The following is a 24,829-nucleotide window of genomic DNA, read 5'->3' as shown; positions in this document are numbered from 1 at the left end:
ATCGTAGAAGGTAGATTGGCGGCTTACAGTATAGTGACTATCAGTATAATTAAATCGTTTATCCCTAATTGTTAATGTCCTTGATACCCTTAATATCATGAAAATCATAACTATTAAGAAAATATTATAGGCATAAAAAATCCCAGCCGTTCGCTGGGGTTTAAAATAAGATCTAGTGCTCAATCTTTTAGGTAATGATCTAAAATTTATCTGATAGCATAAACCACAATAGGGTCAAAATAATAAGTAATCCTAATATAGTTTGAATCAAAAAGAACGCTTGGTGCTCCCCGACTACTTTACTTAAAGTCAAGCCCAAGACATTATACTTTATAGGTTGCGTATCAATATCACCAGTGTTTTTCTGCTCTTCATAATAGCCTTGTAAAGTATCTACGAATGGTCGCCACTCATTAGCGTCCCAGTTGTAAGGCTTAAACGGCATCAACGCTTTAACTCTAGAGTCACTAAGCATCCAGCGCTCAAGAGTTATAGAGCGCAGCGACCAACCAGTAAAGCGACGCTTAGCAATGGCAGAGAACTCTAAGATATGCATATCTTTATGCCGATCATCCATCAAAATACGATTTTTGAGGTCAGTCAACGCTTGCTCTGAGCCTTCCACATACTGAAAAAAATAGCCATTACCGTAACAAACAATCCCTGTCACATTATCAGCTTTATTATTTTTTATAGAAATCTCAGCGATGTCATTGAGGGTACTGGCACCAGATAGACCTGTCGAAGTAATACGACTGACATATACTAACTGATAGAGATCTGCTGTATTTGAAAGAGTGGGACTAGTTGATGATAGCATTGTGCCTCTCCTCATAATTATAATACATAATCTAGACTACATGGCCTAAGGAATAATATACAAGTAAGAGAATATGAACCTGTAATAAGTTTTTTATATTATATATACGTATTTTTTATATATAATTGTATTAACTTAGTTACATAGTAGTGCAGTTTGGTCAGTAAAGCAAATAATAAGTTATAAATAATCGGCTACATTGTAACTTGGTAATAATCTGTCAGCCTTTATAGCATTGGGCTTAAGGGAATAAGCACTGGCTCTACATTGCTAATTTTTAATTTACTTTTTAGCAAATGCTAATACTTGACATATATCAAAGTAACCGTTAGGAAAATAATATTTGAAATAACCCTATTATTAGCAAGGTTTTATAAGCAAATGAGGGTTTTATAACAAAAAGAGTGCTTTACAAGAAAAGGAGGGTTTTGTAAGAAAAGCAAGGTTCAATACTGTTTTTAGGTTATAAACCGGTCTATTAAGAGATCAGATTATTGTAAAAGGCTTTTTGCTAGGATGCTGCTATCATCAACCTTATTAGTTGCAGGCTTGGCCTTGTGCGCTTAGTAAAGCACTCAGTAGTAGCGCATCATCTGGATAAGTCAGTTTAATATTCTGACGACTGCCCGCTACTAACCTAATAGGCAAGTTTAGTTGCTCAAAAGCGCTAGCTTCATCAGTGATTTGTAGTTGTTGATCCGCAACATAAGACAATACTTGACGCAGCTTGCCCAAGCGGAAAACTTGTGGGGTTTGTGCTTGCCAAATAGTGGCACGATCTATAGTGCACTGAGAATAGTAACGCTGATTATTACTCATAGCTTCTGCATCAAGGGCAGGCTTCTGCATCGGTAGCAGATTATGATTAGAAGGTTGCTGTTGTGCTTGTTTTAGAGTATCAGCAACTGGAGTAGCAAGGATAGCCCCATGAGGCTCAGTCATAGCAGCGCTAATCACACGCTCGATATCAGCAGTAGTAACTGCGGGTCTCGCCGCATCATGAATCACTACTAAATCATCATCTGCCGCACCACTGTGAGTAATAGCTTGCATGCCTAAGCTTACCGACTGCCAACGCTCAGCACCACCCTGCGTATAAGATACTGGTAAGGCGAAGTTTAGAGTTTGCGCCGTTGTATCATCTGCGGCAATAACTAGCAAACAGTGATTAATATAAGCACTACTAGCTAACCTAGCGACGCTAAGCTGTAGCAAGGTCTGCTCATTGATGAGTAAATACTGTTTAGCTACAGCAGCACCGAAACGACTGCCGCGTCCAGCAGCGACTATCATAGCGTGTACTTTAGGGGGGGTGTTAAGCGGAGACTGACTTTTGAGCTGCTGCTTATCAGCCTTAGCACTAAATTCAGTATGGCATTGAGTATTCAACTTACTAGTAAATTTAGGATTAAGCTTGTTATTCAGCTTATTGTTGAGGATGCTCATAGGGATAGTGTGCCAGCTTGGTAGTGATTGTTATAGTTTTTATTAAGCTACTAACCATCATTGGCTACTACGAGTAGTGGGCGAAGTAGATATCTGCACAAAGGTCTCATTGTGCTTAATCAGCCCTAGATCTAAGCGTGCATGCTCCTCTACAGCTTCGAGGCCATTCTTTAAGTCATAAACATCAGTACGTAGCAAGTTATTTGCCGCTACTTGATTATCATTAAAGCGCTGTTGCTCTTCGATTTGACTCAATAATTCATTGCGTTCGACATGTCCATTACCGCCGAACCAGTATTGATACTGCAGCCCTAGCAGCACCGCAACGGCCAAAGCAAGTAACATAAATTGGCTAAAGTATTTCATATGCTCACAACATCAAACCAGAGAATAAAGGAATATATACAAAAGTGAAAATCACTATATTTATATCGTTAATAGAGCTTAATAGCTTAGCATCATCATTAAAATAAATACAAGCTACTAAGCCAAACTTTGTTAGCGAATTCAAAACCTTAGTTCCAAATTCGCTATCCTATAATGAGCAAATATTTAACTGACTAAGCTTTAGCCGCGTAAGCCGATAAACTCTTCACGGCCACGATAACTTGCGCGTACTTGCTGCTCTATGCGTAACAGTTGATTGTATTTTGCTACGCGGTCTGAGCGGCATAATGAGCCAGTTTTGATTTGACCGGCCGCCGTACCTACTGCTAGATCAGCAATAGTGCTATCTTCAGTTTCGCCCGAGCGATGAGAGATAATAGTTGCATAGCCGTTTTTCTTAGCTAGATAGATAGCATCTAGAGTCTCTGACAAAGTACCGATTTGGTTAAACTTAATCAAAATAGCATTAGCGATATGCTTATCAATACCTTCTTGCAAGATTGCGGGGTTGGTTACGAATAAGTCGTCACCGACTAACTGTACTTTGTCACCGATTTGCTCAGTTAAATACTTCCAACCATCCCAATCTGACTCATCAAGGCCATCTTCGATAGAGATAATCGGATATTGACGCGCCAGCCCTACTAAGTAGTCAGAAAAACCTTGGCTATCAAAGCTTTTATTGCCCTCACCGGCCAGAATATATTTACCGTCTTTATAGAACTCACTAGCCGCACAATCAAGCGCTAAGTGGATATCTTCACCAGCCTTGTAACCGACTTGCTCGATTGCCTGCATGATGACCGTGATGGCCTCTTCATTACTACGTAAGTTAGGGGCAAAACCACCTTCATCACCAACAGAAACACTCAAACCTTGCGATTTTAGTACTGACTTTAGGCTATGAAAAATCTCTGTACCAGCTTGTAGCGCTTCTGAAAAGCTGGTAAAGCCGACAGGCTCAATCATGAACTCTTGGATATCGACAGTGTTATCTGCATGCTCACCACCGTTTAAGATATTCATCATCGGTACAGGCATAGTCAGTGAAGTCTGATTACGCAAATTAGCGATGTACTGATGTAGCGGTAGATGCTGTGATTTAGCAGCAGCTTTAGCGGTAGCTAATGATACAGCTAGTATAGCGTTAGCCCCTAAACTGCCTTTATTTTCAGTGCCATCAAGCTTAATCATCGCATCATCAATCTGCTGCTGCTCAGTGACATCTTTGTCCATCAAAGCGCTGCGGATTTGACTATTGACATTGGCTACGGCTTTTTTGACCCCTTTGCCCATGTAACGGCTTTTATCGCCGTCACGTAACTCTATTGCTTCACGTGAGCCAGTAGATGCCCCGCTTGGCACTGCTGCACGGCCTACTGTACCATCAGCTAAAATAACATCAGCTTCAATCGTTGGGTTACCCCGTGAATCTAGTATTTCACGAGCACGAATGTCTTTAATTGCGGTCACTTTGGTGGTTTCTTCAGCGTACATAATGTCTTAAATTCCTTTGGTCATGCCAAGTTTGTGGGATAAAAAAGGGATAATAAAATATTGGGCGTGCTTACTTATGAGTATTCAACACGTCCTAGAGAGACGAACAAATATAACTGGGATAAATGAGTCTGTAACTAACACCGTAAATACGGTCAACTATGCTTATATTAACCATAAGTAAGTCTTATGTTTATGACTATAAAAACACGGCTATGGTGCTTGGCATCATAGCATAAATTCAATGAAATATTACCACTGTTAGCGCTAACCTTTATGGAGTGCGCTAAGCCTTAAAGCTCAGCTATTCGACGTTGGCCATCAAGCCTTATCTATTAAAACCTGTCTGCAAAACCGGACCCTAATAAAAATCAGCTGCTACCTAAGTGTCAGCTACTACCTAAGTGCCAGCTATTAACTAAGTGTCAGCGACTAGACCTTGTTTGCAACATTAGGCGCAGATACGGTATTAGGTGATTCTACAGCCGTTTTAAAACGGGTTAAGCGTAGGGCATTCATCAGTACTGAGATTGAGCTAAGGGCCATAGCGGCGGCAGCTATCATTGGGTTTAAAAAACCAAAGGCAGCTAATGGAATCCCTAGACAATTATAAATAAAAGCAAAGAATAAATTTTGTTTAATATTGCGTACTGTCGCTTGAGCTATTTTTTGTGCTGCATCAATGTGCATCAGTGACTCACCCATCAAGCGCGCAGAAGCGCTATGCTGTGCTACATCAGTGCCATCTACCATTGCAAAGCTAGCATCAGCAGTGGCCATGGCTGGTGCATCATTGACCCCATCTCCTGCCATCGCCACTTTATGTCCAGCCGTTTGTAACTTAGCGATTTGGCTAGCTTTATCACGTGGACTCATTTGGCCATAAGCAGCATCGATACCTAGCTGCCCGGCTACGTGGTCGACAACTGACTGCTTATCGCCACTCATTAAGATGACCTTAATACCAGCAGCTTGTAGTGCACTAATCGCCTGTGGAGTATCGGACTTTAGATCGTCCGCTAATGCGAACGCTCCTAAAGGCTCATCATTAATGCTCACCGCCACAGTACTAGCTATTTTCCATACTTTGGGCATCAGCTTAGGCAATAGCAAATTTGCAAAATCAGCAGTGCCGACTTTAACGGTGCCAAGACCTTCGATATTGGCTTGAATACCAGCGCCTTTGATAACGCTAATATTGGTCACTGGTAGTAAGGATAATTGGCGCTCAGCTGCCGCATTGATTAAGGCGGTTGCTAGCGGATGGCTGGCATGCACTTCGACACTAGCAGCAAGTTGCAGCACCTCATTGACCGCTAAAGACTTATCCACCATTACTTGATCAACGATAGTCGGTTTACCAATAGTCAGAGTACCTGTTTTATCTAGGACTACAGTATCAATATCCCCTGCCGCCTCTAAACTCTGTGCGTCTTTGAACCAAACGCCATGCCGAGCAGCAACGCCCATACCAGCCATGATCGCCGCTGGAGTAGCTAAACCTAAGGCGCAAGGACAAGCAATGACTAATACAGATACTGCATGCATCAGGGCGGTATCTAACATCCCCATCAGCCACCAAGTTAGCCCGAAAGTCACTGAGGCGATGGCTACTACTACTGGCACAAAGATAGCAGTGACTTTATCTGCTAAGCGCGCCAGCTTGGCTTTAGATCCCTGCGCATCGCTGAGCGCTTGCACCATATCACCAAGCTTAGTATCGCTACCTTTAGCAGCGACCCGATATAACAAGCTACCGTTTTCGACTAACGCCCCGGCCAGCAGTCCGTCGCCGATTTGTTTTTTCAGCGGTACAGATTCGCCAGTTAAATGACTCTCTACACACCAGCCTTCACCATCGACAACGACTCCATCAGTAGCCACACGACTGCCTTGCTTGGCACGTAAGATGTCATCGATTTGCACTTGTTGCAAAGCCACATTATAAAAATCACCATTAGGCTGCTGCTGTTCAACTTCATCAGGGGTTAGTGTCAATAATAAATCAATGCTATTTAGGCTGTGTTTTTTGGTACGCTCTTCTAAATACTTACCAGTACGCACAAAGACGATGACCATCACCCCTGCTTCAAAATATACCTCAGGGCCATGGTTCATAGCGCCATGCAGCATGGTGCTATCGCCATGAGTTAACCAAGTATAAGTGGAATACGCCCAAATGGTTACAGTGCCGATCACCACCAGCACATCCATATTGGCCAGCCCACCTTTTATTGATGCCCAAGCACTACTATAAAAAGGCAGCGCAAATCCAAACTGGACGATGGTTGCCAATACAAACTGCATCCAAGTCGCTGGCATCCACGCCATGCCTTGACCTACTAGCATGCCTGTCATACCGACTAAGAATGGTATTAAACATAGCCACAGTCCAATTAAGCGCCACGGTAGACGCGTTGCAGGGTCTTTATTAGGTTTGGCAAATAAGTCCTCGCCTGCTTGTAGGTTAGCTACAAAGCCAGTTTTATTGACCCATTCGGTAATCTGCTCGGGTGTCGTCTCTATTGGATTATAATCTACGTTAGCCGTCTCGCCAGCGAAGTTGACACTAATCTCATAGATAGAAGGTTTTTTAGTCAGTACTTTTTCGATTCGCGACGCACAAGCCTGACATGACATACCCTCAATCGCTAGCTGCAAATGTGCGCGCTGCGGTTGCAACTGAGTATTTTTCTGAATATCAGTCTCTACTGCATAGCTTTCATCAGAGGATGTGCGGGTGGAATCATTCATAAATAAAAGCTCGTCATACTGAGTACAGAGATATAACCGCCATAAGCGCTATTAACGTATAACAGTAGGTCAGTGGGTGGATGGATGCTGCACAAGATAGGGTAATTAGAGCAATAAATCAATGCATAACATCCATCAACAGCGTTATCTTCATTATCTCAGGCAGCAAAGACATAATAAATATCAGAACATAATAAATATCAGAACATAATAAATATTAGAAATAGTAACAGTCGCTATTAACCTTAGGCAAAATACTGGCTTTTCAAGCCTAATCGGCAAGTTAGCTAACTGTAAACCAACAAGCTAAGTCCTAGATTTGTAGCAAAAAAAACCAGCCTTAGCAGCTGGTTCTATGATAAAGATATAAACCTCTTACGAATTAGCAACAGTGGCATCAAATCCAGCATCATCAATTGCAGCGGCAATCTTCTCAGCGCTAGTTTTAGTATCATCAAAGCTGACTGTTGCTAAATTATCAGCAAGCTCAATTGAGATAGTATTTAACCCATCGATGTCAGCAGTAGCAGTATGTACACTAGCCACACACCCACCACAAGTCATGCCATCAATATTAATAGTACGCGTTTGCTCTGCCATGTTAGGCTCCTTATTGTTATCTATTAGAGTAATTAGCTACTCACTATTATCCTCTGACTATTAGCCACTACGTTAGAGCAATGCTAATTAAGTATCAAGGGCGTTTAGTAGCTGATTCATTACCTGCTTAGTTGCCGTTCAGTTCAGTATTCACTTCTCGTGATAATGCGGATTCTGTGGAGAGTCAATTGGGAACGGTTGGGTAACATAGTCGACCATGCTGATAGCGGCGGTCAGTGCGTGAATACTGGTATCCGTATCCTCGTAACTGACTATAGCGCTATTGCTGGCGGTATCAAGCTCAATGGCAGTTACGCCAGTAATGTTCTTTAGCGCTATCATAAGACTGTCAAGGCCCTCAGCATCGCTGATGTTATCGATACTTACTCTCGCTGTTTGCATAGCCATAAGCTTGCCCTCTCATTTTAGAAGATAGTGTTTATTGAGTATCTAAAACCTCAAAGCCTTTTACTAAGTCGTCAAGCTGCTTTAATTGCTGTAGAAATGGTTCAAGCTGGCTCATGCGTAGGGCACAAGGACCATCGCACTTAGCGGTTTCAGGACTAGGATGTGCTTCTAAAAACAGCCCTGCCAAGCCTGTCGCCATCCCTGCACGTGCTAGAGTAGTAATCTGCTCACGGCGACCACCAGCGCTATCACTACGCCCGCCTGGCTGCTGCAGACTGTGGGTCACATCGAAGAATACCGGCACATCCATCTGTTTCATGGTATCAAAGCCCAGCATATCAACCACTAAATTATTATAGCCAAAAGCACTGCCACGCTCGCACAAGATGAGCTTGTCATTACCAGCCTCAAGACATTTATCAATAATGTGACGCATCTCATGCGGCGCTAAGAATTGTGCTTTTTTGATATTAATAATAGCCCCAGTCTTAGCCATCGACTCTACTAAGTCAGTTTGCCTAGACAAGAAGGCTGGCAGCTGAATAACGTCAGCAACTTCAGCTACGGGCTGCGCTTGGTGTGGTTCGTGAACATCAGTAATGATCGGCACTTGATAGCGCTCTTTGATTTGGCCTAGCCAATCAATACCCTTCTCAAGACCAGGTCCGCGAAACGAATGCAAGCTTGAGCGGTTGGCTTTATCAAAGCTGGCTTTGAACACATAGCCAATACCTAAGCGCTGACAGATATCAATGTACTGTTCAGCGATTTCAAAAGCCAACTCTTTGGACTCTAAAATATTCATACCACCAAATAACACAAACGGCTGATCATTACCGATAGTGATAATTTGCTGACTGTTGGTGTTGGTGTCTGTTTTTTTGGGCGTCGTAAGCTGGATATGCGACTGCGCAGTTAGTAAAGTGTCCATAAAATAGCTGTCCTAGTTATTATTACTGATTAGCGCTGTTGATTATTCTTATCTGGTACTCAATAGCTATTGTAACTGATAGTCCTATAAAAAAAAGCCGCTAAGTTGCATTAGCCACAAACGATATAAAAACAAAACCATTCACTTACATAAGATAATTAGCAAAAAAAGACCACTCCGTAGAGTAGTCTTTTTTATATTTCAAACCATTAAAACTACAGCTATTCAAGCTTAACCGCGTTTGCAATGATAACTATTGAAACTAAAACGCGTTTAAACTCAAAAGACTATTTAATGTCGCTATAGTTTTTAGCCGCTTTTACAAAGCTATTGAACAACGGATGGCCACCACGTGGCGAGCTAGTGAATTCAGGATGGAACTGTACCCCGATAAACCATGGATGCTCAGCAATCTCTACTGATTCAACTAAATGCTGCTTAGTTGAGTAACCCGATATAGTCATGCCAGCTTGCTCTAGTGGCTCAATATAACGGTTGTTCATCTCATAGCGATGGCGATGACGCTCTGTGATTATATTAGAGCCGTATATTTGGCTAAGCTTACTACCAGCGACTAGCTCCGCTTGTTGAGCTCCAAGGCGCATAGTACCACCAAGATCAGAATCATCACTGCGTATTTGCAATTCGCCGCGCTCATCTAACCACTCAGTAATCAGACCAATAATCGGCTCGGCAGTCTTACGATCAAATTCAGAAGAGTTGGCATTGATATTGAGCACATTACGAGCGTACTCGATTACTGCCAATTGCATACCCAAGCAGATACCTAAATAAGGTACTTTATTCTCGCGAGCATAAGTAATAGCTTTTATTTTACCTAGCGTACCGCGCTCACCGAAGCCTCCAGGCACTAAGATGGCATCAGCTTGTTTCAAGCGCTCAAGCAAGCTATGGTCAGTCTCTAAATGCTCAGCATCGATATAATCGATATTTACTGCTGCTTTATGGGTGATGCCAGCATGCAATAAGGCTTCATTTATTGACTTATAAGCATCAGGTAATTCAACGTATTTACCTACCATAGCTACGGTGACCGTAGTCTCAGGATTGAGCTGCGCCTCAACTACTTTGTCCCAATCGCTCAAGTCTGCTTCTGGCAAATCAAGACCAAAACGCTCACAAATTAGATCATCTAGATCCTGTTCATGCAGGGTGCGTGGAATTTGATAAATACTCTTAGCATCTTCGCACATGATGACCGCACGCTCTTCAACGTTAGTAAATAGCGAAATCTTACGACGATTATCAAGAGAAATCTTGTGCTCAGAGCGACAGATTAAGATATCAGGCTGCAAGCCAATGGAGCGCAGCTCTTTTACTGAATGCTGCGTCGGCTTAGTCTTAGTCTCTCCAGCGCTAGCAATGTAAGGCACTAAGGTTAAATGCATTAGCATGGCTTTATTACGACCAAGCTCAACTTGCATTTGACGCACTGCTTCCATAAATGGTAATGATTCGATATCACCAACAGTACCACCAATCTCAATAATAGCCACATCGTAGCCTTCACCACTAGCTAAAATCTTACTCTTAATCTCATCAGTGATATGCGGAATAACTTGTACAGTACCGCCTAAGTACTCGCCGCGACGCTCTTTGTTTAGAACGTTTTGATAGATACGGCCGCTGGTGAAGTTATTACTCTTACTCATTTTTGAATGGCGTAAAAAACGCTCATAATAACCCAAGTCCAAATCGGTCTCTGCCCCATCAGCAGTGACGAAAACTTCGCCATGTTGAAAAGGACTCATAGTACCCGGATCAACGTTGATATACGGATCCATCTTGGTCATAGTGACATTGACACCACGTGCCTCTAATATCGCGGCAAGAGACGCTGCGGTGATACCCTTTCCTAGCGAGGACACTACCCCACCGGTCACAAATATAAACTTGGTCATAGCACTCTATCAGTAATTGGTAAAAGAGGATTTTACTAAAAATACGCCATGAAATATAGGGCAAAACCAAAACTCTGTTAAATAGTTAGCTTTTAAGCCCTACTAATACCTATGTTGACACTTTAACCCGCTAAATTGTCTGTAAAAAACTCATAGGACCAAAAAAAACTCACCCCGAAGGATGAGTTTTTAAATCTAAAACCAGTTTGACTAAGTTTGATTAAGTTTGATAAAGATCATTTCTACAGCAAGCCTAGCTTTAGAACTTATATTCTAAACCTGCACCAAAGGCAAATACATTGATATCAGACTCAATGACATCATAGCGATCAAATTTTTCTTTACCATTTTTATTAACTTTATTTACTTTACCTACAGCAACGTAATCTGCTGAGTTTTGACCAATATAAGCATGTCCGGTGATATCCTTTTTAAACTGATAAGTACCGCCCAGCACAACTTGGTCTGAATTTGAGTTACTAAAACCATTTAGATTATCAGTTTTATTATATTGCACATAAACGGTGGTAGGTTTTGCCAAGCTGTTTAAGCCCATCTTAGCGCTGACTACTAAACCTTTTTCTTTGTCGGAGCCAGCAAAGTCATAATCAGCTTGCTGATACATAACCCCTAGGGTTACTGGATGATTAATATAATGAGTCAAATCGGCAGTGGCAGTAGCACGTATAACCTCTCCCCCATAATCAACTTTGTTCTTCTCTTTAGTATCCGTTGGGTCTAACAGGTTGATATCATCGTCCATATCCATGTCTTTACTATAGGCAATACCTGCGGTAAAACCAGTACCTTTATCAAACATCAATGAGGCACCGTAACCGTTTTTGCTATTATCTAAGCTTTCATCAGCGGCATACTGAAGGGCTAAAGCTACTGGCAGCTCTTTATATTGAGGGGCAAACCAGACGATTGAATTATTCTGACGAGAGTCATCAAGCATATTTAATGCTCTTAGCTCGTTTTCTTTATTGAGCTTACTATCGCCTAGATTGTCCCAGTAACCTTCGGTAAGGGTGACGTTATTCACTTTCCCTAGTACTGAGGAGTTGCGACCTAAGCGCAGTTCGCCGAAGCGTTTATTGGCTAGACCCAGATAAGTATCACGATTTTTAAAACCATCTTTATCCCCATCAATGCTAAAGCCATACTCTAGCTGATACACCACTTCAGTCTCATCAGATATCGACTCAGAGCCTTTTATACCAAGACGCGAGCTATGGGAGTTTATTTCTAGTGCATTTTTATCATAGTCTGTCGGGGCATCTGTGGTTTCATTAGGACCAAGACGAGTCATAACATCAGACTCAAAATTAATATAGTCAGTAGTCACAAAAACTTTGCCGTAAACCTTGGGAGCGGCATGCGCAGTAGAGAATGCTACAGCCGATAATGCTGAAGCTAAAAGTATTTTTTTCATAACGAAACTCGATTTTACGGTGATATTTAGATCATTTTGCACAGTAGTAGAACGCAGACATACAACCAAGCATAAGCTTAGAAATAAGGAGCTTGCTATAACTGGCTTTAAATAGGGGGCTGGGCAACATTTGTTGCTGGTGTAATACTTGGCTTGCAAGGATAGCAACTTTGACATTATTTGCAACATTTATCGCTAAGGTAGTGGCCGACTTTTTTAATAGTAAGCACGACTACTCTGTAAGTTTAGTTGTTGTTTATCTAGTAATGATAAACATATAGCTAGTTATTAAAGACATAAAAAAACTCACCCCGAAGGATGAGTTTTTATAATACTATTCTAATAGTTAGATTAGAATTTGTATTCTAGACCAGTACCAATTACTACTACTTCAGCATCGCCTCTTGGCGAAACTGCAAGTTCGGTTGGATTATATCCTACATTGTCAGCCTTGTTCATACCAGCATAGGCATGAGCAATGATGTTGTCTTTGTAGAAGTACTTACCACCAACAACGATCTGATTTGAATCAGAATCGTCAACACCATTTAGGTTTGAGGTGTTGTTGTACTGGGCATATAAAGACGCTGGACGAGCAAAGTTAGCTAAAGGCATTTCACCACTGATAACAAAGCCTTTTTCTTTTGACTCGCCGCCATCATAATCAGCTACTTGATATAACGCGCCTAATCTTACCGGAGCTGCGATATATTTACCTAGATCAACCGTAGCCGTACCACGGATGATATCACCTCTAATATTCTGGTCTTTGTCATAAGCTAGGCCAGCGGTGAAGCCAGTACCTTGGTCAAATAGCGCTGCAACACCAAAACCTGTGTTATCGTTACCATTAGCATCATCAGAGCTGTACATTGCAGAGATTTCTAATGGTAAGTTGTTATATTTAGGCGCCGTCCAAATGATTGAACTTGGGATACGGTTACTATCCGCCATGTTTAATGCTGAAACAACTTCTTTTTCGTTTTGAGTCTGACCTAGGTTATCCCAGTAGCCTTGGTTCACAACAACGTTGTCAATACGAGCTAGGCTTGATTGGTTTTTACCAACACGGAACTCACCGAATTGCTTATTTTTAACACCAAGGAAAGTATCACGGTTTTTGAAGCCATTACTATCGCCATCAATACTTGTGCCATACTCTAACTGATAAATGACATCAGTGTTAGCTGTCATAGCTTCAGAACCCTTAAGACCAATACGTGAAGCATGAGAGTTAATCTCTATGGTGTCTTCATCATACATACTGCCGTTAGGGCCATCAAATTCAGCATTAACATAATCAGCAGCTAAAAAAGCTTTACCATAAATAGTTGGTGCTGCATTGGCTGCAGATACGGATAGGGCTGCAATAGCTGTAGCTAGAAGTAACTTTTTCATGGGGATATCTCCACTTCACAATTTTAGTAATAAGCTAGCTATTATTAGCTGGTGCTCATAATGGTATCGTCACAAATCCACAAAGATATAATGTGTAACTGGCTACCTAGATTAGTCAGAAACAAGTTTGACATAGTTTTATTACCACAAGATGAAAAACCAGCACTTACATAAGTCACACCATTAACCTGAGGTTAATGTAACTATAATGTAATGTTCGGTGGTTAACTTTCTAGTGCGTAACATCCGTTACCAAACTCATACTTCGGATATAAGCATAACAACTTTGACATAATTTGCAACATATTTTTTTAATCTTCATCATGGTTTTTTGTAGCTATTCTCTGTGAGGCTTTAGCAACATTAGCATCAGTAGCAAAAAAATTGCAATAAAAAGCACTGCTACTTTTTCACAAAGATAGCAGTGCGGTTCTATATATCCATAAAAACAACCAGCTTAGATAGTCATCCCATAGCTTAGACCAGTTATACAGCTACTGATCTACAGTATAGCGGCCTAAAGCATAAGCGAGCTCTATTACGGCACCTAATCGATTAGGCTGTCTACAGACTGCCCTTTAGCTCACGACGGGCACGATGTAATAAAGGCTCAGTATAACCACTTGGTTGCTCTCGACCTTTGAATACTAAGTCACAAGCCGCCTTGAAGGCTATAGAGCTATCAAAGTCAGGGCCCATAGGCTGATAGCTAGGATCATTAGCGTTTTGATTATCGACCACTGTTGCCATACGCTTCATCACTTCCATAACTTGTTCAGTGCTGACAATATTATGGTGTAGCCAGTTAGCGATATGCTGACTCGAGATACGCAACGTGGCTCGATCTTCCATCAGACCGACGTTATTAACATCCGGTACTTTTGAGCAGCCAACGCCTTGGTTTACCCAGCGCACTACATAACCTAAGATACCTTGGGCATTATTCTCCAGTTCTGTCTGTGCTTCCTCAGCCGTCCAATCAGTATCTTTAGCCAGTGGAATACTCAAGATATCATCTATATTGGCACGCTTACGTGATTTTAGACGGCTTTGCACTTCAGCCACATCTACCATGTGGTAATGCATACTGTGTAAAGTGGCGCCAGTCGGTGACGGTACCCAAGCCGTATTAGCCCCTTGCTGCGGATGAGTAATCTTAGTAGCCATCATCTCCTTCATGTCATCAGGACGCGCCCACATGCCTTTACCGATCTGAGCATGACCTTGTAAACCCGTTTCAAGGCCAATATCGACGTTCCATTGCTCATAAGCTGGCTGCCATGCTTGTGCTTTCATCTTGATTTTACGCACAAAAGGTCCAGCATTCATACTAGTATGCATCTCATCACCAGTACGATCTAAGAATCCCGTATTAATGAAGATAACCCGCTCTTTAGCTTGACGAATAGCTTCTTTAAGATTCACCGTCATCCGGCGCTCTTCATCCATAATACCCATTTTGATGGTATAACGTGGTAGACCTAATACATCTTCAGACGCCGCAAATAACTCATTAGCGAACTTCACTTCATCGGGACTGTGCATTTTTGGCTTAACAATATACATAGAACCTGTGCGCGAGTTCAAGTGCTTAGACTTGCCTTTTAGATCGTTTAAAGACATAAGCGGAGTCAACAATGAATCCATAATGCCTTCAAAAACTTCCTCAGGTCCGTCACCTAAATCTACTAATACAGAAGGGTTCTGCATCAAATGACCAACGTTACGGATAAGCAGTAGAGCACGACCAGGTAGTACTAGCTTGCCACCATCTGGGGTAGTATATTCGCGATCAGGGTTTTGCTTGCGAGTACGTAACTTACCCCCTTTTTCAAAGCTCTCCTCTAGATTACCATTCATCAAGCCAAGCCAATTGCGATAGACAGCTACTTTTCCTTCTGCATCGACGGCAGCAACAGAATCTTCGCAATCTTGAATAACACTAATAGCTGACTCAAGTAGCACATCTTTAATACCGGCTGGATCCTCTTTACCAATAGAGTTATTAGCATCGATCTGAATCTCGACGTGTAGGTTATGGTTCTTCAGCAAGATAGCCGTGGGCTTATCCGCAGCGCCAACATAGCCGACGAACTTAGTTGGATCAGCAAGCTCGATACGCTTATCACCTTGGGCAATCTCAAGCTTGCCATCGACTACTCTAAAACCAGTAACATCATTATAAGAGCCAGAAGCTAAGGCAATATTATCGTCTAGAAATTTCTTAGCGTAAGCTACCACTGCTGCACCACGTTTAGGGTTGTAGCTGCCTACCGGCTCTTGACCATTCTCTGAACTAATAACATCAGTACCATATAACGCATCATATAAACTGCCCCAACGAGCGTTAGTAGCATTCAGTGCATAACGAGCATTCTTGACCGGCACTACCAGCTGTGGCCCAGCTATATCGGTAATCTCTTTATCGACATTCTCAGTGCTAACTTGGAAATCACCACCTTCAGGCAGCAGATAACCGATGTCGGTCAGAAATTGCTTATAAAGAGGATAATCAATGACCCCCTCTTTAGCAGGATGGTCTAGATGCCATTGGTCAATTTGGTCTTGTAGTTTGGCTCGGGTAGCCAGCAAGGCTTTATTACGTGGCGTGAACTCTTTGACAACCTTCTCAAAACCTGCCCAAAAATTATCCGAATCGACACCGACGCTAGGTAGCACTTCATTTTCGATAAAGTCATACATTTGCTGTTCGATGGCAAGAGTGCCTTTTTGGATACGATTAGCGTGAGAAGCCTGGCTCATAGTAGTGTCCTTATCTATACGTTAAAGGTGTTAATGTTGAGTTGTGCTATTGATTGCGCAAACTAATCAGGATTTAGCGTGCTATATTTTGTCCAAACTAAACTCATTTTAGATTCAGATATCTGTTATAAAAAGTAGTAGTAGTTAACTAAACTTCAATAACTTAAACCTTGATTTTCTCTCAAATAAAAAGCCGCTAACTAAATTTTGACGGCTTTTAATCATACTTTATGAGCAGCAAACTTAATGCCAACCAAGATCATTGTAAGTGCAGATTGCAACCATTAAAATAGTACGGTAAAACCATTCTATAGCGGCTTGATATGCCTACTAGCGCAAACTAATAATAAATGCTAATTATCCAGTAATAAACACTAGTAACTAATAGTAAGACAAATTACCTAGAAAGCAAAATGCATCCTACTATCAAATTAAGAAATAAACAATAATTAGCCATTCATAAGATAAATAGCGAAGTTTTATATTAATGATACCTTAGGCTGTGTATACCTTTAGCGAGGTACTACAACTTAGTTAAAAACATGACTTGAGCGTCTACATAAACTGTAAGTAATCATTACCAATGATCTTTAGCGCTCCTTACTAGCGCTGAGATTCAATCAAATAAAGAGGATGACTGCTATAATAGCGCTGATAAAACCTCCTTAATAAATACTAACTTGCCAATAAAGCTTGAATATTCTATGACTGCTAATAAAAACCATGTGCTAGATACAAAACTAGCCATTGAGCCAGCTCCTAAAGACAGTGCTATTAGCGCTGTTAACAGTAATGACAATAGAGATGACAGTAGTGAAGACAGTGTCGATGTGGCACGACTACGCACGCCTATCAAAGTTGACCTGACGCCTATCTATGACTTTTTAGGTAGCCGGACAGACTCAACATGGGTAGACCATGCCCTTAACCACTTACCTTTACTCATACAAGATCATGCCAACTGTGAAAAGAAGGCAGCAGGTACAGCGATGAATCTTATTTTTCGCTATGAGTTTGCCTATGATTTGCAGCGTAAGCTTGCGCAGCTAATACGCGAGGAGATGCTGCATTATGAGCAAGTGCTCGGTATCATGCATGAGCGTGGGCAGGATTGGCAGTATCTGAGTGCTGGACGCTATGCTAAAGGTATGCTCAAACATAAGCGTACTTTTGAGCCTGCAGCAATGGTAGATATATTGATTATTGGCGCTTTTATTGAAGCACGCTCCTGTGAGCGTTTTGCAGCGTTGGCTGAGGTGATAGAAGACGTGCGTTTAGCGAAGTACTATCGCTACTTACTCAAGTCTGAAAGTCGCCACTTCGAGGATTACTTAGCTTTGGCGCAATCACTATCTGAAGACAATATCGATGATCGAGTCGCCCTTTTTAAAGCGGTAGAATCTGAGCTGATATCGAGTCCAGATACTGAGTTGCGTTTCCATAGTGGCGTACCTGTTTAATATTAGTCTCGCTATTTGCTTGTTTTTTAACAAACACTTAGATAAATGTGTAAAGAGATACTAGTACAGTAAGCAAAAAAATCGCGCAAAAAAAGCCCTTGCTACTAGTCAATATTATTGATTAGCAACAAGGGCTTTTTATAAAACCGCTTTACTATTGTTATAAATCTGATCGGTAACTTTAGCGACTAGCGCTTTGTGACACTAGTATCATATTGTTTATTGGCTTTTGCCACGTTATGCGGATCATGGTCTTCAGTAATACGCTCAGCGGCAGCGGGATTAACTTTTTGTAGCGCATCATCAGGAACTATGCCTTGATTATCAGCAGCATCCCTCAACTTATAATCTTCATCAGAAGTTTTTCGATCATCATCACGATTAACTGGTGTAGTCATAACTTGCCCTTACTTTGATAGCTGATTAAAAAAACAGTGACTTGTATGCAATAAATGATTGGTTACTATTAGTCTTTTTGATCAGGGGTTAAAATGCGGCTTTGCGCATTATCAACATTAGCATAACGATTCATCTCAGTAATGCCTTCGCTCTTAGGAGCATCGCTACCCACAGTATATTCATTAATTCCTTCATCAAAAGCACTGCCCTCTTGTTGATCTCGACGATCAGGCTGACGAGCAGCATTATCACCCTCGTTAACATGTACATTATCGACTATATTTTTATCAAAAGTATCAGTGCCATTAGTAACAGACGTATTAGCTTCTAGCTCATCATGATTAGCGATATCATCTTGACTGATAATATCCCCTTCTACCCACTCATCATTAGCTCCGGTAGTAGCCAAAGCGTCTGGATGATTCACTCTTGCATTTGCTACACGCTCACTAGTGTGGCTATTAGCTACACGTGAGTCTATAGCATCATTATCCAAGCTCTCTATATCCTCAATGAGCCCTGCTCCTATTACCGTCTCTTGCAGAGTTCGGGTGCCTTTAATTTCATCATGATCAGCAATACTAGCCTGATTATTCATAGGAGTATTAGCCGTATGCTCAGTGACCATTTCATTTAAAGTTTCATGACTGCTAATTGGAGTTTTAGTTAATGCAGGATCTTTGGTTTCCATTTTATTATCCTTAGACTAGTTAATAGCTGTTTATCTGATAACTGCTTATTTAGTAACTGTTAATTCAATAGCCGTTTACTTAATAGCTAAGTCAATCACTTAGGTAACAATCGTAGCTTAGAACTTATCAACTAACTTAAATAATTAAATCTTATTACCATCTTGACTTAAATCATAGGCATTTAGATCACCAACATTTTTGCCGCCATCTGGTAAGTTTTCCTCTTTACGAGGATCAGAATATATTTCATCTGTTTCTTGAGATTTTTGCTGAGGACCATCTATTTCTGCATCATACTTACGTCCTTCATAGCTGCCTTTTGGATTATCTGGCGCCACAGCAGCAGGATCCTCTACAATGACCTTCTCTTCATTATTGGGCTGTTCATTATCAATGATCAGCTGCTCAGCAGGAGTAATGTTATTATCTAAAGTAGTTTTAGTATTATTTATAGCAGGTTTCATAGCGTATCCTTGGCATAAGTGTCATGATTATTATTAGTAGTGAGCTTACTTATCAGTACGAGATGTTTCATCAATAAAAGGGGTAGATTCTTCTGCCGTTAACTTCTGCGGTTTATCACTCTGTCCAGGCTGGTTCAAATTACTATCGATCTGCTCGGCATCAGATTTTTCTACGGCTGCGGTTACTGCGGACTTTGGTTCTAAATCATCATCTAAGCTATTCATAACCTCTCCTATCAGCGATTAAGGTGCAATATTCACAATGGCTACTGTCTCTAAAAACTATGTACTCTAAAATTACTCTAAAAACTGTGTACCTTCAAAACATGTGCTCTAAAAATTAGGTTTAACCCCGTATAAGCCTTTTATCTAAAATCTGAGCTCAATAACTTTAGCGCTTAATAGCAAGTCAGTAATGGGCAAGTAGTAGTTTGCCAGCAGTAATATTGAATACTATAAACCACTTAAGTATAAGTAATTATCTGATTCCCACTCTAGTGTACTGCGGTATCAATATGTGAATATATGTGAGGTTAAAACACGGTTTGTAACTCACTCTGTTCTGCAAAAAAAACCAAATATAGCTTAGTAGCCGTATTTGGTTTTTGATAGATATTATTACTGTCAGACTGAGGAGTTATTAACTCCCGCTAGCTATCTGTTACTCTTATCAGCATTACTTAGTGATACCCCGCCAATGCTATTAGCAAAGCTTGGACTGCTAAGCATCTAGGCGTCACCAACACCACTAATAGTCTTTAGTAGATAATCTTGTGCAATGTGAGCGGTCTCGCTAGCACTTGGCTGTAGCTGTTGCCACTTTCCTGTGCCCTCCAAACTCCATGCTTGCACATTATCTTGTAGATAATTGAGCAGACCATCTTGGTAGATCTGTTTAAACATCTTTTTATCTTGAATCGGAAAGGCGACTTCTACTCGATGGAATAGATTGCGATCCATCCAATCGGCACTGGCACAGTACAAGCGCTCATCGCCATTATTATGGAAATAATAAACCCGAGTATGCTCTAAAAAGCGGCCAATGATCGAACGTACAGTGATATTCTCAGACAAGCCTTGTACTTGTGGACGCAGGCAACACATCGAGCGCAAAATAAGCTCAATTTTAACCCCTGCTTGTGAGGCATCATAAAGCTTATCGATCAGACGACGCTCAGTTAAAGCATTAGTCTTGATGATAATACGAGCGGGCTTGCCAGCTTTGGCATGAGCAATCTCGTCATCAATAAAGCGCATAAGCTGCTCATGCAAAGTAAAAGGCGCATGAAGTAGTTTTTTTAGATTAGCAGGCTTGCCCATACCTGTAAGCTCTTGGAAGATTTTATGTACATCTTCTGAGATATCAGGGTCAGCGGTAAACAAGCCATAATCAGTATAAACTTTGGCGTTGGCCGCATGATAGTTGCCGGTTCCCAAATGCACGTAGCGAATGATTTTGTCATCTTCACGGCGCACGATCAGCATTAGCTTGGCATGAGTTTTATAACCTACTATACCGTAGACCACTACTGCGCCTGCCTCTTGTAAATAATTAGCAACGGCGATGTTGGATGCTTCATCAAAACGAGCGCGTAATTCGATAACAGCGGTAACTTCTATACCATTGCGCGCAGCAGCAGCCAGTGCTTGGACGATCTCAGAGTTAGTACCGGAGCGATATAAAGTTTGTTTAATCGCTAATACTTTAGGATCGTTAGCGGCTTGCCATAACAAGTTGATAACGGGTGAGAAAGAGTGAAAAGGATGATGTACTAATACGTCCCCTTTACGCATCGCACCAAACATACTAGTGCTGCGATCGAGCTTATCAAATTCGCGGCGAAATGCTTTGGGTAGGACATGAGTAAAAGGCTGATAGCGTAGATTAGGGATATTAAAATCAAATAACAAACGAGTTAGGTTCACTGGACCATTAACTCGGTACAGCTGCTTTTCATTTAACTCAAACTGGTTAAGCAGATAGTTACTAATAGGCGTTGGACAGTCAGTAGTTACTTCAAGCCGCACTTTATCACCGAAGCGACGATTCTCAAGCTCACCTTCTAAGGCTTTGGCAATGTCATCGACATCATCAGCCAAGTCCAAATCCGCATTACGAGTCAGTCTAAACTGATGGCAACCGGTGACATTCATTCCTGGAAATAAGTCACCGATATGCTCATGAATCACTGCCGAGAGCATTACATGGTGCTCTTTACCACCCGTTAACTCATCAGGTAGGCGAATGACTCGTGGCAGACTACGGGGTGCTGGTACTATGGCTAAATTAATATCGCGACCAAAAGCGTCCTTACCTTCTAAACTGGCAATAAAGTTCAAGCTTTTATTAACTAAACGCGGGAAAGGATGGGCCGGATCAATACTGATCGGTGTCAATACTGGTGATACTTGCTCAATAAAGTAACGCTTCATCCAAGCCGACTGCTCGCTATTAAGCTCATCACGCTTTAGATAACGAATATCTTGCTCCGCTAGCGATGGCAAAATATCCTCATTCAAAATACGATACTGCTCTTCGATAGCTTTATGAGTAATCGCTGATATCTCACTCAAAGTTTCGCTTGGGCGCATACCATGAGGGCTATGCGCCGCATCACCGACACTGAGCTTTTGCATAAGACCAGCTACTCGAATCTCAAAGAACTCATCTATATTCGATGAAAAGATAATTAAGAAGAATAAGCGCTCAAGCAAAGGATGCAGGGGACTTGCCGCTTGTGCTAGTACTCGTAGATGAAACTGCAATAAAGATAAGTCACGGTTGATATAGCTGTTCGAAGAATAACTACCATCCTCAAAACGCTGCCAATCAATTTGGCTAAGAGGAGGATGCTTAAGCAGAGCGCTGCTCTCACTACTAACGGTGTTGCTATCATTATTAATATTATTATTACCGTTATTATTGTTACTTTTCACTATTGCCATGCTCCTACTCCAGGTTGTCATTAGGCACTATTATCTACGCTGATTGCTACTATAATTCTTCAGTGCTGTAGCTACTATAGAGGATAATAATGTCACTGTTACTTTTCTACTACTAGTATTACTTAGGCTATTTTGATGATACAAATTTTAGTTATTAGACTTATTAGACTTGATGTTGTAAAGGCGTATTAGAATAAAAGCTTAACATCATAAAATATTAGTACTGCAAATTAATGACTGCTTTTATTTTTATAGTTAAGCCTCTTGCGGTAAAGCGGCGTTGTTTAAGCGTTTTTTTATAATACGCTGCTTATTACGTAAACGTCTATCGTTGCGATTATTTTCATAATATTTAGGGTTGGTCAAAGTGGCAATGAGCAGTGCTGACTGATCACGGTTTAGATCGGCAGCTGATTTATCGAAATAGTGTTGTGCAGCGGCCTCAATACCATAAATACCATCGCCAAATTCTGCGACGTTAAGATAAGCACTTAGAATACGTGGCTTGTCCCAAAAGGCTTCGATCATTACCGTAACCACTGCTTCTTCGCCTTTACGAATGTAAGAGCGATGTGAGGTCAAGAATAAGTTTTTGGCTAACTGCTGAGTGATAGTAGAACCGCCAGCAGAGGATTTGCCAGTCGCTTCGTTCTTTTTCATAGCTAATTCAATGCCTTTAAAGTCAAAGCCATTGTGTTGACTAAAGGTTGAGTCTTCGCTGACTATAGCTGCTTGTTTGGCGGACTTAGCAATCTGATCATAATCTACCCAAGTCTGAGTAACACTGCCACCAGTGAGTCGATGCGTAAGCATAAACATACTGTTATTAATAGGCTGGGTCTTCCACAATAACAACAGTCCTGCTACCAACACATGAAAAGCTATCATTAACAGTACTACTGCCAGTAATAGCCGTTTGATAAATCCGCCAAAACTTGTCATGCGCTAAGTGTCCAATTGATTAAAAGAATAATAAGTGACCAAGATCGAAGCTGATTAGTAGGCTATCTTACCCAATCTCACTATCTGTGTCACTGCTGCTGTTATTATTAGGCTGATTTCTTTATCATACCTGACGCTTCTCACCCTTATAACTAGCCACAATATTTCCAACAAACCACTGCGTTAGCCAGCACTCTAAGTAGCTATTTTACTCTCGAGCGCTTTGCTATAAGTTTTTTATATGAGTAACTGTATGAACTATTCTGATCCTATGCTAGCACTACGAGCGGCTATTATTAAGGCAACACCTAAGCTTAGTAAAGCTGAACATCAGCAGCAATGGTGGCTACTAGGTACCTCAGGCTGTCATTTATGCGATGAGGCCGAAAATATACTCATGCGCTTACAAGCGGTACAGCCGCTTAACTACCAAAATGTCGATATCGCTGACTTTGATGAGACTTTGATGCTGAGCTTTGCCACTAGCATTCCAGTATTACTAACTGTAAATAAGCGTTTAGATTGGCCCTTCTCTGTACTAGATTTGCAGCAGCTATTGTCTGATTATTAACCGTTAATTTACCTCACTTATCTTGCTATTATGTTAGCCATAGTTAGCTTTTAAGCAATGAGATAGCACGCGCTCGAATATTAATATAACAATAGCCGCGTTACTCCTACCCGATAACAGGCACTTTGTCGCTAACCGCCTACTGCTAAGCGCTTCATCCCTATTAAAATAATCTACATAAATTCAAATATTCGGGTAAAAGTAGGGGTTAGCTGTATACTGTTTGGCGTGTTGCACCGTAACCGCCAAGCTTTATCCTGCTATCTACTAGATAGCTGTACTGATTTCTGTAATTAGAGATTATTTACTAGTAAAATTTTTTGACTTTTGCTATGTTGTTTAATGAGTCAACTCCTGACGTTGGCTAGGCAAATTTCTACCTATTAACTGTATCAATTTCATTCTATGTTCAGTCCCTTATAAAAAACAAAAGCCAGATAGAGTCAAACACTAATAAACCAAGCAATATGCGAAAATATTTGATATGACTTTAGCTTCATTGAGGCAAGCTTAGTGAAATAATGGACTAGTACACATTGAAACAAGGATTGTTCAAATGTATACATTTTTGGCCTTAGCGCCCATTTTAGTAGTTCTCGTGCTGTTAGTAGTTATGCGGCTACCCGCCAAAATATCGATGGGCGTTGCCTATTTAGTGACTGCACTGTTAGCTTTATTCGTCTGGCAAGCTAGTGGTGCGCAAGTAGCTGCCGCTACAGCAAACGGTGTCATCGTTGCCCTCACCCTATTGTTTATTGTATTTGCTGCCATTTTATTATTGAATACCCTAAAAGAAGGCGGTGCTATCATCGCTATTCGTAAAGGGTTTATGGATATCTCACCCGATAGACGTATTCAAGCCATCATTAGACCTCTTGCAAAAGTCATAGGTTAAGCTCAAAATTAACAACACCGGCGAATAGCTTCATTCTAAGATCATAGCGCTGACGACGGTTACGATATCTATGAGCCACGATTTTGAACAATTTAATTA

The 24,829-nt window shown here is 41.2% G+C and carries 20 protein-coding genes and 1 pseudogene; 3 read left to right on the top strand and 18 right to left on the bottom strand.

The window, feature by feature from the left end:
- Positions 1-199: 199 nt before the first annotated feature.
- The 12 genes from JMY09_RS04475 to JMY09_RS04420 all read right to left on the bottom strand — a co-directional run bounded on the left by JMY09_RS04475 (position 200) and on the right by JMY09_RS04420 (position 16,361).
- On the bottom strand, positions 200-820 hold the full coding sequence (locus tag JMY09_RS04475) for a BLUF domain-containing protein (RefSeq protein ID WP_227677164.1): 621 nt from the start codon (positions 818-820) through the stop codon (positions 200-202).
- Positions 821-1,357: 537 nt separating this feature from the next.
- Positions 1,358-2,113: an IspD/TarI family cytidylyltransferase gene (locus JMY09_RS04470; protein WP_227677173.1), complete on the bottom strand. Its 756-nt coding sequence runs from the start codon at positions 2,111-2,113 to the stop codon at positions 1,358-1,360.
- Positions 2,114-2,323: 210 nt separating this feature from the next.
- Positions 2,324-2,632, bottom strand: coding sequence for an FtsB family cell division protein (locus JMY09_RS04465; RefSeq protein WP_201622404.1), 309 nt, complete (start codon positions 2,630-2,632; stop codon positions 2,324-2,326).
- Between the two features lie 201 nt (positions 2,633-2,833).
- Positions 2,834-4,126 carry a phosphopyruvate hydratase gene (eno, locus tag JMY09_RS04460; RefSeq protein WP_201622513.1) on the bottom strand — a complete coding sequence of 431 codons (1,293 nt, stop codon included), beginning with the start codon at positions 4,124-4,126 and terminating at the stop codon, positions 2,834-2,836.
- A 456-nt stretch (positions 4,127-4,582) separates the two neighbouring features.
- The gene (locus tag JMY09_RS04455) at positions 4,583-6,904 is read right to left on the bottom strand and encodes a heavy metal translocating P-type ATPase (RefSeq protein ID WP_201622403.1); all 2,322 of its coding nucleotides are present in this window, start codon (positions 6,902-6,904) and stop codon (positions 4,583-4,585) included.
- 375 nt (positions 6,905-7,279) lie between these two features.
- Positions 7,280-7,504 carry a heavy-metal-associated domain-containing protein gene (locus tag JMY09_RS04450; protein ID WP_201622402.1) on the bottom strand — a complete coding sequence of 75 codons (225 nt, stop codon included), beginning with the start codon at positions 7,502-7,504 and terminating at the stop codon, positions 7,280-7,282.
- A 150-nt stretch (positions 7,505-7,654) separates the two neighbouring features.
- Positions 7,655-7,912: a heavy-metal-associated domain-containing protein gene (locus JMY09_RS04445; RefSeq protein ID WP_201622401.1), complete on the bottom strand. Its 258-nt coding sequence runs from the start codon at positions 7,910-7,912 to the stop codon at positions 7,655-7,657.
- Positions 7,913-7,943: 31 nt separating this feature from the next.
- Positions 7,944-8,843, bottom strand: a complete 900-nt coding sequence (gene kdsA, locus JMY09_RS04440) for a 3-deoxy-8-phosphooctulonate synthase (RefSeq protein ID WP_201622400.1) — start codon at positions 8,841-8,843, stop codon at positions 7,944-7,946.
- Between the two features lie 287 nt (positions 8,844-9,130).
- Positions 9,131-10,765 carry a CTP synthase gene (locus tag JMY09_RS04435; RefSeq protein WP_201622399.1) on the bottom strand — a complete coding sequence of 545 codons (1,635 nt, stop codon included), beginning with the start codon at positions 10,763-10,765 and terminating at the stop codon, positions 9,131-9,133.
- A 259-nt stretch (positions 10,766-11,024) separates the two neighbouring features.
- Positions 11,025-12,200 (bottom strand): porin, encoded by a 1,176-nt coding sequence (locus tag JMY09_RS04430; protein WP_201622398.1) that lies wholly within the window; start codon positions 12,198-12,200, stop codon positions 11,025-11,027.
- 351 nt (positions 12,201-12,551) lie between these two features.
- Positions 12,552-13,598 (bottom strand): porin, encoded by a 1,047-nt coding sequence (locus tag JMY09_RS04425; protein WP_201622397.1) that lies wholly within the window; start codon positions 13,596-13,598, stop codon positions 12,552-12,554.
- A gap of 564 nt (positions 13,599-14,162) precedes the next feature.
- Positions 14,163-16,361: a malate synthase G gene (locus JMY09_RS04420; RefSeq protein ID WP_201622396.1), complete on the bottom strand. Its 2,199-nt coding sequence runs from the start codon at positions 16,359-16,361 to the stop codon at positions 14,163-14,165.
- A gap of 704 nt (positions 16,362-17,065) precedes the next feature.
- On the opposite strand from JMY09_RS04420, the gene miaE reads away from it, so the two are divergent.
- Positions 17,066-17,821 carry a tRNA-(ms[2]io[6]A)-hydroxylase gene (gene miaE, locus JMY09_RS04415; RefSeq protein ID WP_201622395.1) on the top strand — a complete coding sequence of 252 codons (756 nt, stop codon included), beginning with the start codon at positions 17,066-17,068 and terminating at the stop codon, positions 17,819-17,821.
- A gap of 188 nt (positions 17,822-18,009) precedes the next feature.
- Here the strand turns inward: miaE and JMY09_RS04410 are convergent, their stop codons facing one another.
- From JMY09_RS04410 to mtgA, 6 genes are all read right to left on the bottom strand, one after another.
- Positions 18,010-18,219 carry a hypothetical protein gene (locus JMY09_RS04410; RefSeq protein WP_201622394.1) on the bottom strand — a complete coding sequence of 70 codons (210 nt, stop codon included), beginning with the start codon at positions 18,217-18,219 and terminating at the stop codon, positions 18,010-18,012.
- A gap of 68 nt (positions 18,220-18,287) precedes the next feature.
- Complete coding sequence (locus JMY09_RS04405; RefSeq protein WP_201622393.1) at positions 18,288-18,911, bottom strand: hypothetical protein; 624 nt, start codon at positions 18,909-18,911, stop codon at positions 18,288-18,290.
- A gap of 144 nt (positions 18,912-19,055) precedes the next feature.
- Entirely contained in the window at positions 19,056-19,376 is a 321-nt protein-coding gene (locus JMY09_RS04400) for a hypothetical protein (RefSeq protein ID WP_201622392.1), read from the bottom strand.
- 45 nt (positions 19,377-19,421) lie between these two features.
- Entirely contained in the window at positions 19,422-19,601 is a 180-nt protein-coding gene (locus tag JMY09_RS04395) for a hypothetical protein (RefSeq protein WP_201622391.1), read from the bottom strand.
- A 504-nt stretch (positions 19,602-20,105) separates the two neighbouring features.
- Complete coding sequence (gene ppk1, locus JMY09_RS04390; RefSeq protein WP_201622390.1) at positions 20,106-22,322, bottom strand: polyphosphate kinase 1; 2,217 nt, start codon at positions 22,320-22,322, stop codon at positions 20,106-20,108.
- 255 nt (positions 22,323-22,577) lie between these two features.
- On the bottom strand, positions 22,578-23,264 hold the full coding sequence (gene mtgA / locus JMY09_RS04385; protein ID WP_201622389.1) for a monofunctional biosynthetic peptidoglycan transglycosylase: 687 nt from the start codon (positions 23,262-23,264) through the stop codon (positions 22,578-22,580).
- A 253-nt stretch (positions 23,265-23,517) separates the two neighbouring features.
- Here mtgA and JMY09_RS04380 point away from each other — a divergent pair, with 253 nt between their 5' ends.
- Together JMY09_RS04380 and JMY09_RS04375 are read left to right on the top strand one after the other, a co-directional pair.
- On the top strand, positions 23,518-23,835 hold the full coding sequence (locus JMY09_RS04380; RefSeq protein ID WP_201622388.1) for a glutaredoxin family protein: 318 nt from the start codon (positions 23,518-23,520) through the stop codon (positions 23,833-23,835).
- A gap of 556 nt (positions 23,836-24,391) precedes the next feature.
- Positions 24,392-24,703: pseudogene (locus JMY09_RS04375) on the top strand (L-lactate permease); the annotation flags it as partial.
- Positions 24,704-24,829: the final 126 nt, after the last annotated feature.

Origin of the sequence: Psychrobacter urativorans (genome assembly GCF_904846695.1) — a bacterium.
GTDB classification, from domain to species: Bacteria; Pseudomonadota; Gammaproteobacteria; order Pseudomonadales; family Moraxellaceae; genus Psychrobacter; species Psychrobacter urativorans.
The sequence above is the reverse complement of the archived record's forward strand: the minus strand, read 5'-3'. Positions and strand labels throughout refer to the sequence as shown.